This is a genomic window from Pseudaquabacterium inlustre, from assembly GCF_038066595.1.
Classification (GTDB): Bacteria; Pseudomonadota; Gammaproteobacteria; order Burkholderiales; family Burkholderiaceae_C; genus Pseudaquabacterium; species Pseudaquabacterium inlustre.
Genome location: NZ_JBBUTH010000007.1, coordinates 75,426 through 87,427, shown reverse-complemented (window position 1 = coordinate 87,427; position 12,002 = coordinate 75,426). Strand labels below are relative to the sequence as shown.

13 protein-coding genes are annotated in these 12,002 nt (G+C 70.0%); 10 read left to right on the top strand and 3 right to left on the bottom strand.

The genetic code is table 11. The features are described 5' to 3' along the window. Positions 1-28 precede the first annotated feature (28 nt). A complete protein-coding gene (locus AACH10_RS12030; RefSeq protein WP_341410662.1) occupies positions 29-1,147 on the bottom strand; it encodes a TauD/TfdA family dioxygenase in 1,119 nt (372 codons plus the stop codon). Positions 1,148-1,277: 130 nt separating this feature from the next. Between AACH10_RS12030 and AACH10_RS12025 the strand changes: the two genes are divergently transcribed. From AACH10_RS12025 to AACH10_RS11995, 7 genes are all read left to right on the top strand, one after another. Then, complete coding sequence (locus tag AACH10_RS12025; RefSeq protein WP_341410661.1) at positions 1,278-2,177, top strand: LysR family transcriptional regulator; 900 nt, start codon at positions 1,278-1,280, stop codon at positions 2,175-2,177. 22 nt (positions 2,178-2,199) lie between these two features. Then, complete coding sequence (locus tag AACH10_RS12020; protein ID WP_341410660.1) at positions 2,200-3,420, top strand: MFS transporter; 1,221 nt, start codon at positions 2,200-2,202, stop codon at positions 3,418-3,420. A gap of 84 nt (positions 3,421-3,504) precedes the next feature. After that, complete coding sequence (locus tag AACH10_RS12015; RefSeq protein WP_341410659.1) at positions 3,505-4,521, top strand: NADPH:quinone oxidoreductase family protein; 1,017 nt, start codon at positions 3,505-3,507, stop codon at positions 4,519-4,521. Between the two features lie 288 nt (positions 4,522-4,809). After that, positions 4,810-5,865: a TRAP transporter substrate-binding protein gene (locus tag AACH10_RS12010; RefSeq protein WP_341410658.1), complete on the top strand. Its 1,056-nt coding sequence runs from the start codon at positions 4,810-4,812 to the stop codon at positions 5,863-5,865. 33 nt (positions 5,866-5,898) lie between these two features. Next, positions 5,899-6,444, top strand: coding sequence for a TRAP transporter small permease (locus AACH10_RS12005; protein WP_341410657.1), 546 nt, complete (start codon positions 5,899-5,901; stop codon positions 6,442-6,444). Beyond that, on the top strand, positions 6,441-7,766 hold the full coding sequence (locus tag AACH10_RS12000; protein ID WP_341410656.1) for a TRAP transporter large permease: 1,326 nt from the start codon (positions 6,441-6,443) through the stop codon (positions 7,764-7,766). Before AACH10_RS12005 ends, AACH10_RS12000 begins: the two co-directional genes overlap by 4 nt. Positions 7,767-7,770: 4 nt before the next feature. Then, complete coding sequence (locus AACH10_RS11995; protein WP_341410655.1) at positions 7,771-8,265, top strand: MarR family winged helix-turn-helix transcriptional regulator; 495 nt, start codon at positions 7,771-7,773, stop codon at positions 8,263-8,265. Here the strand turns inward: AACH10_RS11995 and AACH10_RS11990 are convergent. Further along, positions 8,253-8,615: an Hsp20/alpha crystallin family protein gene (locus AACH10_RS11990; protein ID WP_341410654.1), complete on the bottom strand. Its 363-nt coding sequence runs from the start codon at positions 8,613-8,615 to the stop codon at positions 8,253-8,255. The genes AACH10_RS11995 and AACH10_RS11990 overlap by 13 nt on opposite strands. Positions 8,616-8,658: 43 nt before the next feature. Then, positions 8,659-9,120, bottom strand: a complete 462-nt coding sequence (locus tag AACH10_RS11985) for an Hsp20/alpha crystallin family protein (RefSeq protein WP_341410653.1) — start codon at positions 9,118-9,120, stop codon at positions 8,659-8,661. A 142-nt stretch (positions 9,121-9,262) separates the two neighbouring features. Here AACH10_RS11985 and AACH10_RS11980 point away from each other — a divergent pair, with 142 nt between their 5' ends. From AACH10_RS11980 to AACH10_RS11970, 3 genes are all read left to right on the top strand, one after another. Next, positions 9,263-9,934 carry a TetR/AcrR family transcriptional regulator gene (locus AACH10_RS11980; RefSeq protein ID WP_341410652.1) on the top strand — a complete coding sequence of 224 codons (672 nt, stop codon included), beginning with the start codon at positions 9,263-9,265 and terminating at the stop codon, positions 9,932-9,934. A 195-nt stretch (positions 9,935-10,129) separates the two neighbouring features. Continuing rightward, positions 10,130-10,690, top strand: coding sequence for a TRAP transporter small permease (locus AACH10_RS11975; RefSeq protein ID WP_341410651.1), 561 nt, complete (start codon positions 10,130-10,132; stop codon positions 10,688-10,690). A gap of 16 nt (positions 10,691-10,706) precedes the next feature. Then, entirely contained in the window at positions 10,707-11,987 is a 1,281-nt protein-coding gene (locus AACH10_RS11970; protein ID WP_341410650.1) for a TRAP transporter large permease subunit, read from the top strand. Positions 11,988-12,002 lie beyond the last annotated feature (15 nt).

Sequence of the window (12,002 nt, the reverse complement as noted above, 5' to 3'; positions counted from 1 at the left end):
GCGGGGTCTCCTGGTGGTGGGCGGGCGCTCAGGCCGGCTGGGCTTCGGCGCGGCGCTTGATCGGCGCCCAGGGCTTGTGCAGCATGCCCAGGGCCGCGGCCTGGCGCGCCTCGTAGGTGGCGAACTCGGGCGTCTGCTGGCTGCCGCGCAGGCCGCCGCGCACGGCGTTGCCACGCGTGTCGATGAAGTACTCGGCCCAGTCGGCCGGCAGCGGCTGCGAGCCCGGCACGGCCAGCCACAGGCGCAGCAGGTGGCGCTTGCGGTCGGCCTCCTCGAAGTCCTCGAAGGCGGTGCGTGAGTGCACGATGACGTAGTTGTTCACCAGCTGCATGTCACCCTCATCCAGGTGCATGCGGTAGCACCAGCGCGGGTCGGCCATCAGCTCTTCCAGCAGGTCCAGCGCTTCCCACTGTTGATCGGTCACGCGCGGCACCTCGGGAAAGTCGCGCTGCGCGGCGACGATGTTCTTGCGGTTCACGCGCATCGTGAACGGCGCCGAGTCGTCGCCGATGATCGGGCAGGCGTAGTAGGGCGGCTGCACCGGGTCCTGCGCGCCCTGGTAGTGGTGATAGAACGGCTGCTTCAGCACGGCCAGCAGGTCGGGGCGGCGCTGTCCCAGTTCCTCGGCCACGGCGATGGTGCTGGTGACGATGCTCTCGCCGCCGCTCTTGGCGGTGCGCCGGCACAGCAGGGCCACCACGTCGGCCGAATCCATGTGGAAATCGAGGCTGGCGTTGGTGTTGTAGCCGCGGCCGTTCTTGCCCTTGTAGACGGCGCCGATGTCGCGCACGTCGTTCATGTGCTGGCTGGCCGGGTTCTGCGTGCGCGCCACGCCCATGTGCAGGCCCATGCCCCAGTACGCGAGCTTGGCGTCGTCCTCGCTCCAGCGGTCGACCGGAAAGCCCTTCAGCAGGCACAGGCCCCAGCGGCCCTGCGTGGTGGCCATGGCGCGGTCCAGCGCGGCGCGGGCCACGTCGTTGAGCGGGAAGTCCTGCGGCGTCATCGCCAGCCAGGGCTTGCCCAGGGCCTTGGCATGGGCCAGCGCGGCGTCCACGCCGGCCACCTCGTCGGCAGACAGGCGCTGGACCCAGCTGGTGTCGGTGCGGGCTTCTTCGGCGGTCCAGGCGCGGGGGGCGGATGCGGTCATTGCCAGGGGGTCTCCAGTGCGGGGGTCGGATGGGGGTGTGAAGCGGCCTGGCCAGGCAGTGGCGCCAGTCTAGGTTTGACCCAGCGCAAGAAAAAGCGATTAGATTTGGCGTGCTTGTTAAGGAATCTTGATGAAGATCGACGCCTTCGCCACGCTGGACGCGGTACTGCGCGGCGGCTCGCTGGCCGCCGCGGCGCAGGAGATGCACCTGACCGCCAGCGCGGTGAGCATGCAGATGAAGCAGCTGGAGCGGTTTCTCGGCCAGCCGCTGTTCGACCGCTCGGGCCACCAGGTGCGGCCCACCGAGTTGGCGCACGATGTGGCAGCCACCCTGCGTGAGCCGCTGCAGCAGCTGCAGGCCCTGCGCCGCCATGCGCCGCGCGCGGTGGAGGGCGTGGTGAAGCTGGGCGTGATCGAGTCGCTGATGCCGGTGCTGCTGGCCGGCACCCTGGCCGAGCTGAAGGCCCGTTACCCGCGGCTGGAGCTGCGGCCGATGCGCGGGCGCAGCACCGGCCTGACCGATGCCGTGAAGGCCGGTGAACTGGACGCCGCGGTGGTGGCCGAGCCCGAGAGCGGCGGCTCGGCGCGGCTGCTGTGGCACCCGCTGTTCCGCCGCGAGATGCGGCTGATCGCCCCGCCCGGCGCGGTGGAGACCTCGGTGCCGGCGCTGTTCAAGCAGCACGACTGGATCCGCTACGACCGGCAGACCATCTCGGGCGCGCTGGCGGCGCGCTTCGTGGCGGCCCATGTGCAGCACAAGCGCGGCACGCTGGAGCTGGACAGCATCCCGGCCATCGTGTCGCTGGTCAGCGCCGGGCTGGGCATTGCCGTGGTGCACCTGGTGGACGCCGGCATCTGCCAGACGCACCCGGTGCGCTTCGTCAAGCTGGGACGTGCGGCGCCGGCGGTGCAGATGTCGCTGGTGATGCGCAAGGCCGATGCCGACAGCCGGCTGCTGGCGGCCGTGCGCGAGGCGATGGGCCAGGCGGTGGCGGCGGCCTTGCGGCACCGGGCGATGGCGGGCCTGTAGGCAGCCTGCCTATCATCGGCCGATGCCTGAACCCGCCGCGCCGCCCTCGTCCGTCAGCAAGCCCGTCATGCCCGCCGGCGTGTGGGTGCTGGGCTTCACCAGCCTGCTGATGGACATCTCGTCGGAGATGATCCACAGCCTGCTGCCGCTGTTCCTGGTGGGGCCGCTGGCACTGAGCGTGCTGACCGTGGGCGTGATCGAGGGCATTGCCGAGAGCACGGCGCTGATCACCAAGGTGTTCAGCGGCATGCTCAGCGACTGGCTGGGCCGCCGCAAGGGCCTGGCAGTGCTGGGCTATGCGCTGGGCGCGGCCAGCAAGCCGGTGTTCGCGCTGGCCCATGGCGCCAGCGCGGCGGGCATCGTGATCGCCGCGCGCTTTGCCGACCGCGTGGGCAAGGGCATCCGCGGCGCGCCGCGCGACGCGCTGCTGGCCGACCTGACGCCGCCGGCCATCCGCGGTGCCGCCTTCGGCCTGCGCCAGAGCCTGGACACCGTGGGCGCCTTCACCGGCCCGTTGCTGGCCAGCGGCCTGATGCTGCTGTGGGCGGGCGACTTCCGCGCAGTGTTCTGGGTGGCGGTGATCCCGGGCGTGCTGTCGGTGGCCGTGCTGGCCTTCGGCCTGCGCGAGCCGCCGCGGCCGGCCGACGCGCCGCCGCCGGTCAACCCGATCCGCCGCGAGGCGCTGGCCCAGCTGCCGCGCGCCTACTGGGCCGTGGTGGCGGTGGGGGCGCTGGCCACGCTGGCGCGCTTTTCCGAGGCCTTTCTGGTGCTGCGCGCCAGTGACCTGGGCGTGCCCGCCGCCTGGGTGCCGCTGGTGATGGTGGCGATGAGCGGCGTGTACGCGGCCAGCGCCTACCCGTTCGGCCGGCTGGCCGACCGCCTGCCCCATCAGGTGTTGCTGGCCGGGGGCCTGGGGGTGCTGATCGCGGCCGATGCCGTGCTGGCGCTGGCCACCGGCTGGGCCGGCCTGGGCCTGGGCGTGGCGCTGTGGGGCGTGCACATGGGCATGACCCAGGGCCTGCTGGGCGCGATGGTGGCCGACACCGCGCCGGCCGCGCTGCGCGGCACGGCCTTCGGCCTGTTCAACCTGGCCAGTGGCCTGGCGATGCTGGCGGCCAGCGTGATCGCCGGTGCGCTGTGGACCACGCTGGGCCCGGCGGCCACCTTCGCGGCCGGTGGCGGCTTTGCGGCGCTCACGCTGCTGGCACTGGTGCCGCTGGCCCGCCGCAGCGTGCCGGCCTGAACCGCCGCCGCCCGCGTGACAGGCGCTGCCCGGCGCCGCTTCCACAATGCGCGACAGCCCTTGTCCCGACGCTGGAGCCTGCCCGTGAAGATCGTCCAAGCCACCGCCCTCGACTCGATCGCCGACTACGCGCTGCGCGATGCGCCGGTGCCTGAACCGGGGCCGGGCCAGGTGCGCATCGACGTGGCGGTGTGCGGCGTGGGCTATGTGGATGCGCTGGTGTCGCTGGGCCGCTACCAGGTCAAGCCGCCGCTGCCGCACATCCCTGGGCAGGAGGTGGCCGGCCGCGTGGCGGCGCTCGGCGAGGGCGTGAGCGGCCTGGCGTTGGGCGATCGCGTGATGGCCACCGTGCGCGGCGGTTTTGCCGAGTGCGCGCTGGCCGATGCCCAGGCCGTCTGGCGCCTGCCCGAGCGCCTGGCGGACGCACCGGCCGCGGGCTTTCGCATCAACCACCTCACCGCGCTGCATGGCCTGCGCGACCGCGCGCGGCTGCAGCCGGGCGAGACCCTGGTGGTGCTGGGCGCCGCCGGCGGCGTGGGCATGGCGGCCGTGCAGGTGGGCCGGGCGATGGGTGCCCAGGTGATCGCCGTGGCGTCCACCGAGGCCAAGCGCGCCTATGCGCTGGCCCATGGCGCCCACCGCGTGCTGGACAGCGCGGTGGAAGGCTGGCGCGAGCGGCTGAAGGCCGTGTGCGCCGAACTGGCCAGCTCGCACACTGCGCGGCCGGGCCCCCTCGGGCCCGACGTGGTGTTCGACCCGCTGTGCGGCCCGCTGTTCGAGCCGGCCTACCGGTCGCTGGCCTGGGGTGGCCGGCACCTGGTGGTGGGCTTCGTCGGCGGGCCCATCCCCGCGCTGAAGGCCAACCTGCCGCTGATGAAGGGCGCCTCGCTGGTCGGCGTGGACGTGCGCCAGTTCGGCGAGTACGAACCCGAGCGCGCCCGCGCCCAGGTGGACGAGCTGCTGCAGTGGGCGGCCGACGGCCGGCTGGCCCCGCCGGTGGGGCGCGAGTTCGCGCTGGGCGAATTTGCCGAGGCGCTGAACTACGCGATGGGCGGCCAGGGTCTGGGCAAGACGGTGCTGCGGGTCGCCGCCGGCACCTGAGCAGCGACGGCCGGACCGGCCTGAACTGTCTCAGTTTGCGAAGCGTTCGGCCGGGAGGCCAGGCGCTGCGCGGCGCTGTCCGCACGTTCGATTGGTTGTTGCTGCAACCAGATTTGATGGCGACTTTCCACTGTAGCAACAGGGTTTCCGATAGTTGTGACCACAACTGTTGACTTATATCGTTGTGATTGCAACCAAATGGATGTGGGTGGTGGCCGTCGCGCGCCCTGGTCAGATAGTTCGGTTGCTGAACAAATTCAACCCATCACACGCTGCCCGGAGATGCCCATGTCGCACCGCTCGCCCCTTCTGCGCTCCCTCACGGCCGTGGCCGCCGCCCTGCCGCTGGTGCTGGGCGCCTTCTCCGCTCAGGCGCAGGAGGTCACGATCAAGTTCTCGCACTTCCTGCCGCCCAACAGCAACTTCCACAAGAACGTGGCCGAGCCCTGGTGCGCCGCCATCGCCAAGGATTCGGGTGGCAAGCTGAAGTGCCAGATGTACCCCGCGCTGCAGCTCGGCGGCACGCCGCCGCAGCTGGTGGACCAGGTGAAGAACGGCGTGGCCGACGTGGTGTGGACCTCGCCCAGCTACTCCACCGGCCGCTTCCCGCGCACCGAGGCGCTGGAGCTGCCCTTCAGCCTGCCGCCGGGCGGCCTGGACGGCAGCCGCGCGATGTGGGACTACTACCAGAAGAACGGCGTCGAGGATTTCAAGGACTTCAAGGTGCTGGCCATCTTCAGCGCCAGCAACGTGGTGATGTCCACCGCCAGCAAGCCCATCCTCACGGTCGATGGCTTCAAGGGCGTGAAGCTGCGCAGCCCCTCGCGCTTTGCCGCGCTGTTCCTCACCGCGCTGGGCGGCACGCCGGTGAACATGCCGGTGGCGCAGGTCACCGAGTCGATCAGCAAGGGTGTGATCGACGGCGCCATGGCGCCGTGGGAGGTGCTGCCGGCCACCAAGATCGACGAGGTCACCAAGTACCACATGGAAGGTCAGGCCAACCAGCCCGGCTTCACGCAGACGCCGATGGCCATCCTGATGAACAAGGCCAAGTACGACAGCCTCGCGCCCGAGCTGAAGGCTGCCATCGACAAGAACAGCGGCCAGAAGCTGGTCGACCTGACCGGCAAGGTCTGGGACGACGGCAACAACGACGCGCGCAAGAAGATGACGGCCCAAGGCAACAAGGTGCTGGTGATCAAGCCCGAGGACTACGCCGCGATGAAGAAGGCCGCCGCCAGCGTGGAGGCCGACTGGATCAAGCAGGCCACGGCCAAGGGCCTGGATGGCGCCAAGCTGGCCGCCGATGTGCGCGCCATCGGCGCCAAGTACATGCCCAAGTGATGGGGCCGGCGGCACCGCAGCGAAAGCGACTTCATGGCTGAACTCAATCCCGTGGCCGAGCCCTCGCACGCGCCCACCCCGGTGGGCGGCGTGCCGCGCTGGCTGGACCGCCTGATCACCGGCTGGGGCCTGGCCGGTGGCGTGCTGTTCTGCGCCATCGTGGCGATGAGCATCGTGTCCATCCTGGGCCGCAAGCTGCTGGCCTCGCCGATCCAGGGCGACATGGAGCTGCTGCAGATGGGCGCGGCCATCGGCTCGGCGGCCTTTCTGCCGCTGTGCGAGCTGTATGACCACCACATCAAGGTGGATGCGCTGACCACCTGGATGAGCGAGCGCGGCCGCGCCGTGCTCGACACGCTGGCCCACACGCTGCTGCTGGGCGTGGCCCTGCTGCTGACCTGGCGCACCGCGCTGTACATGCTGGAGGCGCACGAGAACCAGGAGGTGAGCACGCTGCTGCTGGTGCCGCTGTGGCAGCCGGTGGCGTTGCTGGTGCCCAGCTTCGTGCTGCTGGCGCTGGCGGCACTCAGCCGTGTGAATGCCTCGCTGCGCGTGGCGGTGAAGGGGGCTGCGGCATGAGCGGCATGGCGATCGGCTTGACGGTGTTCGCGGGCCTGCTGGCCCTGCTGGCGCTGCGCGTGCATGTGGGCGTGGGCATGTTCATCGGCGGTGCGGCCGCGTACCTGGCGATGAACCAGGGCGACCCGAACGCGCTGCTGTTCACGATGAACCACCTGGCCTATGCCCGGTTGTCGAACTACGACCTGGCGGTGATTCCGCTGTTCATGCTGATGGGCCAGTTCGCCACGCATGGCGGCCTGTCCAAGAGCCTGTTCCGCTGCGCAGCGGCCTTCCTGGGCCATTTCCGCGGCGGCCTGGCGATGGCGGCCACCGGTGCCTGCGCGGGCTTCGGCGCCATCTGCGGCTCATCGCTGGCCACCGCGGCCACCATGGCCCAGGTGGCGCTGCCCGAGCTGCGCGCGCACGGCTACTCGGGCCGCCTGGCCACCGGCACGCTGGCTGCGGCCGGCACGCTGGGCATCATGATCCCGCCGTCGGTGCCGCTGGTGGTGTATGCGGTGCTCACGCAGGAATCGATCGGCAAGCTGTTCGTGGCCGCGGTGATCCCGGGCCTGATCGCCATGCTGGGCTACATGCTGGTGATCCGCATCGTGGTCACGCTCGATCCCAAGGCCGGACCGGCCGGCGGCAAGGCGCCCTGGAGCGAGCGCCTGGCCGCACTGCTGGGCGTGCTGCCGGTGGCCGGCGTGTTCGTGGTGGTGATCGTGGGCATCTACGGCGGCTGGGCCAACCCCACCGAGGCGGCGTCGATCGGCGCGGCGGCCTGCGGCGTGCTGGCCATCGTCAACGGCGGCATGCGCTGGCCCGGCATCCAGGCCAGCCTGATCGGCACGGCGCACGCCACGGCCATGATCTTCCTGGTGCTGCTGGGCGCCGACCTGCTGAACTCGGGCCTGGCCGTCACGCAGCTGCCCAACGAGCTGGCCACCTGGGTGAAGAACAGCGGCCTGCCGCCGCTGGCGGTGCTGGTGGCCATCCTGGTGGTCTACGTGCTGCTGGGCTGCGTGATGGACTCGCTGGCGATGATCCTGCTGACCATTCCCATCTTCTACCCGATGGTGATGGGCCTGGACTTCTACGGCATGAGCGCGCCCGACAAGTCGGTATGGTTCGGTATCCTGGCGCTGATGGTGGTGGAGATCGGCCTGGTGCATCCGCCGGTGGGCATGAACCTGTTCATCATCCAGAAGCTGGCCAAGGACGTGCCCTACCTCGAGACGGCCAAGGGCGTGATGCCCTTCCTGACGTCGGACTTCATCCGCATCAGCTTCCTGGTGGCCTTCCCGGCGCTGTCGCTGTGGCTGGTCCACTCGATGTGACGCGATGCCTGGATCGAACGCCCCCCGCCGCCGTGGCGCCAGCGGCCAGCTGCCCACGCTGGACCGCTACCTGACCTACCGGCTGCACATGCTGGCCAAGCTGAGCGACCGCGCCAGCCATGACCTGTACCTGCGCGAGTGCGGCCTGCCGCTGGGCGAGGCGCGCTGCCTGGCCTGCATCGGTTCGTTCCCGTCGCTCACGGTCAACGACCTGGCCTTCCAGGCCAACCTCGACAAGGGTCAGGCCAGCCGGGCGGCGGCCTCGCTGGTGGCGCAGGGCCTGGCCCGCAAGGAGGCCAGCCCGCTGGATGGGCGCAGCGTGGTGCTGTCACTCACCCCGGCGGGCCGGGTGCGCTGGTCACAGACCATGAAACTGATCGACGAGCGCAATGCCGCGATCTTCGACTGCCTGACGCCCGATGAACGCGTGCTGCTCGGCCAGCTGTTCGACCGGCTGCTCGAGCATGCGCGCCGGGCGCCCGACGATCAGGCCACCTGAACCTGGATGCGGCGCGGCTGCGCTTGCGCGGCCTTGGGGATGCGCACGCGCAGCACGCCTTGGCTCAGTTCGGCGCTGACGCGCTCCGCATCCAGTTCCTTGCTGAGCGTGAAGGCGCGGCGGTAGCGCGTCAGCCCCACCTCGGTGTGGCTGGGCGTGCTGCCTTCGCGCAGCGTGGCGCTGATCTCGGCCTCGATGGCCAGGCGGTCGCCTTCCACGCGCAGCTGCAGCGCGTCGCGCGCCACGCCGGGCAGATCGGCATACAGGGTGATGCCGCTGGCGTCTTCCACCACGTCCACCAGGGGCAGCAGGGCGGGGGCTTCTTGGGTGTCGCGGGTCGGGGTGTTCATGTCGGGCTCCTGGGCATGGGGGCAAGCGGGAGAGGGCGGCGCCTTACAGCACCGGGATGCGGCGCGGCTGCGTCTGGCCACGGCGTGGCACAGTGATGCGCAGCACGCCATCGCGGTAGGCGGCCTGCACGGCCGCGGCGTCGATGTCGTCGGGCAGGCTCACCACGCGGCGGAAGTGGCCGTCGAAGCGCTCCTGCAGGTGCACCGTCTGGCGCGTCTCGCCCGCACGCTCACCGTTGGCGTTGGCAGGCAGCGTGGCGGCGCGCCGGCCTTCCAGCGTGAGCACGCCACGCTCGAGGTTGACCTCGATGGTGGCCGGGTCCAGCCCGGGCGCGAAGGCCAGGATCTCCACCGCCTCGGGCGTGGCGCCCACGTTCAGCGCGGGGTAGCCGCCGCGCCCGGCGCCCCGGATGGCGGGTGAGCCATCGAAGGCGCCTTGCAGGTCGCGCTGCAGGCGGCCGAATTCGTTCATCAGGTCGTGCGGAAACAGGCTGCGGTAAAGCATGGCGATCCTCGGCGGTTCGGTGGTCGGGTGGGCCGCGTCGGCTTGGCAGCGCGGCCCGTGACGCACAGTTCAGGCCGCTGCGGCGGCTTTCAAGAGGCCGGGAAATAGAGGCGCCGCACCATGCGTTAAGCTGCTGGCCGTCATGAACGAACCAGTACAAAAGCCGCGCCGGGGCCGGCCGCCGAGCGACACCACCGGCCGCACCAACGACCCCGAGCGCACCATGGCCGACATCCTGGCCGTGGCGATGCGCGAGTTCGCCGACAAAGGCCTGGCCGGCGCACGCATCGACGAGATCGCCGCGGCCACGCGCACCAGCAAGCGCATGATCTATTACTACTTCGGCAGCAAGGAAGGGCTGTACGTGGCGGTGCTGGAAGAGGCCTACCGCCAGATGCGCGTGATCGAGAGCGGCCTGCAGCTCGACGACCTGCCGCCCGAGCAGGCGTTGCGCACGCTGGTGGCCTTCACGGTGGATTACCAGCTGGCGCACCCGGAGTTCATCCGCCTGGTGATGACCGAGAACATCCACCGCGGCGAGTACCTGGCGCAAAGCCAGAGCATCCGCGAGCTCAACGTGCCGGCCATCGAGGGCCTGCGCCGCGTGTACCAGCGCGGCGTGGCCGCGGGCGTGTTCCGCGCCGGCGTGGACCCGGTGGACCTGCACATGTCGATCAGCGCGTTGAGCATCTTCAACGTGGCCAACCGCCACACCTTCTCGCTGATCTTCCAGCGCGACCTGGAGTCGCCGGCGGCCATCGCCGCACGGCGCGAGTCCATCGTGGAGATGGTGGTGCGCCACGTGCGCGCCTGATACCTGAGGCACCCGGCTCCGCGGGTACGCGAAGCCACCCGCCGGGCGGGTGCGGGCCTGCTTGGGAGCGGCCCGGCGCTGGCCCGCTGACATGCGGGTTTCCACCCAGAATAAAACTAACCAGTTCGTACAAAATTGGTTCCGCGACGGGCAGCGGGCTGTCCGTTGGCCATGCCGTGTGCGAGGAGACCCCCGATGAACAGAGTGATCAACGGCTACTGCCGGCTGCTGGAATGGGCCATGGTGGCCATGCTGGCGCTGATGGTGTTGCTGGTGTTTGGCAACGTGGTGCTGCGCTATGCGTTCTCGTCGGGCATCACGGTGTCGGAGGAGGTCTCGCGCTGGCTGTTCGTGTGGATGTGCTTCCTGGGCGCCATCGTCGCGCTCAAGGAGCATGGCCACCTGGGCACCGACATGCTGGTGGGCCGCCTGGGCCCGACCGGCAAGCGAGCCTGCCTGGTGCTGGCGCAGCTGGCCATGCTGGGCATCAACGGCCTGCTGCTGCAGGGCAGCTGGGCGCAGATGGTGATCAACCGCGAGGTCGAGGCGCCGGTCACCGGCGCGTCGGTGGCCATCTTCTACGCCTCGGGCGTGGTGTTCGCGGTGTCGGCCACGCTGATCCTGCTGCGCGAGCTGTGGCGCACGGTGAGCGGCCAGGTGCGCGACGAAGACCTGGTGATGGTGCAGGAGAGCGAAGACCTGGCGCAGGTGGAAGACCTGCACCTCGACCGCAGCGTCACCTTCAAGAAGCATTGAGCCGGGAAGGGCTGTCATGACTGTTTTTGTCTTCCTCGGCTCGCTGCTGGCCGCCATGGCCATCGGCCTGCCCATCGCCTATGCGCTGCTGGCCTCGGGCGTGGCGCTGATGTGGCACCTGGACATGTTCGATGCGCAGATCCTGGCGCAGAACGTGGTCAACGGCGCCGACAGCTTCCCGCTGCTGGCCGTGCCCTTCTTCATGCTGGCCGGCGAGATCATGAACGTGGGGGGCCTGAGCCGCCGCATCGTCGATTTGGCCATCACGCTGGTGGGCCACCGCCGCGGCGGCCTGGGCTTCGTGGCCATCCTGGCGGCGGTGATGATGGCCGCGCTGTCGGGCTCGGCCGTGGCCGACACCGCCGCGCTGGCCGCCCTGCTGCTGCCGATGATGGTGCGCGCCGGGCATGACAAGGCCAAGGCCGGCGGCCTGATCGCCAGCGCCGGCATCATCGCGCCGGTGATCCCGCCGTCGATCGGCTTCGTGGTCTTCGGCGTGGCCGCCAACCTGTCGATCGGCAAGCTGTTCCTGGCCGGCATCGTGCCGGGCATCCTGATGGGCGTGTCGATCGCCATCGCGTGGTGGTGGGTGGCCAAGAAGGAGGCCATCACGCCGCCGCCCAAGGCCAGCACCGCGGCACGGCTGAAGGCGCTGCGCGAATCGGCCTGGGCGCTGTTCCTGCCGGTGATCGTGGTGGTGGGCCTGAAGTTCGGCGTGTTCACGCCGACCGAGGCCGCCGTGGTGGCCGCGGTGTACGCGCTGTTCGTGGCCATGGTGGTCTACCGCGAGCTCAGCCTGCACCAGATCGGCGAGGTGTTCATGGCCGCGGCCAAGACCACCGCAGTCATCATGTTCCTGGTGGCTGCCGCGATGGTGAGTGCCTGGCTGATCACGGTGGCCGACATCCCCAGCAAGATGATCGCGCTGCTGCAGCCTTTCATGGGCAACCAGACGCTGCTGCTGATCGCCATCATGGTGCTGGTGATGGCCGTGGGCACGGCCATGGACATGACGCCCACCATCCTGATCATGACCCCGGTGCTGATGCCGGTGATCAAGGCCGCCGGCATCGACCCGATCTACTTCGGCGTGCTGTTCATCATCAACAACGCCATCGGCCTGATCACGCCGCCGGTGGGCACGGTGCTGAACGTGGTGGCCGGCGTGGGCAAGATGAAGATGGATGACGTCACGCGTGGCGTCATGCCTTTCATGATCGCCGAGTTCACGGTGATGTTCCTGATGGTGCTGTTCCCGTCCATCGTGACGGTGCCGGCGAAATGGTTCGCGAACTGATTCTTCCGAGGAGAC

What these genes read in the sequence shown, in the direction of transcription:
- AACH10_RS12030 (WP_341410662.1), bottom strand. Translation starts at nt 1,147, where the DNA reads ATGACCGCATCCGCCCCCCGCGCCTGGACCGCCGAAGAAGCCCGCACC.
- AACH10_RS12025 (WP_341410661.1), top strand. Translation starts at nt 1,278, where the DNA reads ATGAAGATCGACGCCTTCGCCACGCTGGACGCGGTACTGCGCGGCGGC.
- AACH10_RS12020 (WP_341410660.1), top strand. Translation starts at nt 2,200, where the DNA reads ATGCCTGAACCCGCCGCGCCGCCCTCGTCCGTCAGCAAGCCCGTCATG.
- AACH10_RS12010 (WP_341410658.1), top strand. Translation starts at nt 4,810, where the DNA reads ATGTCGCACCGCTCGCCCCTTCTGCGCTCCCTCACGGCCGTGGCCGCC.
- AACH10_RS12005 (WP_341410657.1), top strand. Translation starts at nt 5,899, where the DNA reads ATGGCTGAACTCAATCCCGTGGCCGAGCCCTCGCACGCGCCCACCCCG.
- AACH10_RS12000 (WP_341410656.1), top strand. Translation starts at nt 6,441, where the DNA reads ATGAGCGGCATGGCGATCGGCTTGACGGTGTTCGCGGGCCTGCTGGCC.
- AACH10_RS11995 (WP_341410655.1), top strand. Translation starts at nt 7,771, where the DNA reads ATGCCTGGATCGAACGCCCCCCGCCGCCGTGGCGCCAGCGGCCAGCTG.
- AACH10_RS11990 (WP_341410654.1), bottom strand. Translation starts at nt 8,615, where the DNA reads ATGAACACCCCGACCCGCGACACCCAAGAAGCCCCCGCCCTGCTGCCC.
- AACH10_RS11985 (WP_341410653.1), bottom strand. Translation starts at nt 9,120, where the DNA reads ATGCTTTACCGCAGCCTGTTTCCGCACGACCTGATGAACGAATTCGGC.
- AACH10_RS11980 (WP_341410652.1), top strand. Translation starts at nt 9,263, where the DNA reads ATGAACGAACCAGTACAAAAGCCGCGCCGGGGCCGGCCGCCGAGCGAC.
- AACH10_RS11975 (WP_341410651.1), top strand. Translation starts at nt 10,130, where the DNA reads ATGAACAGAGTGATCAACGGCTACTGCCGGCTGCTGGAATGGGCCATG.
- AACH10_RS11970 (WP_341410650.1), top strand. Translation starts at nt 10,707, where the DNA reads ATGACTGTTTTTGTCTTCCTCGGCTCGCTGCTGGCCGCCATGGCCATC.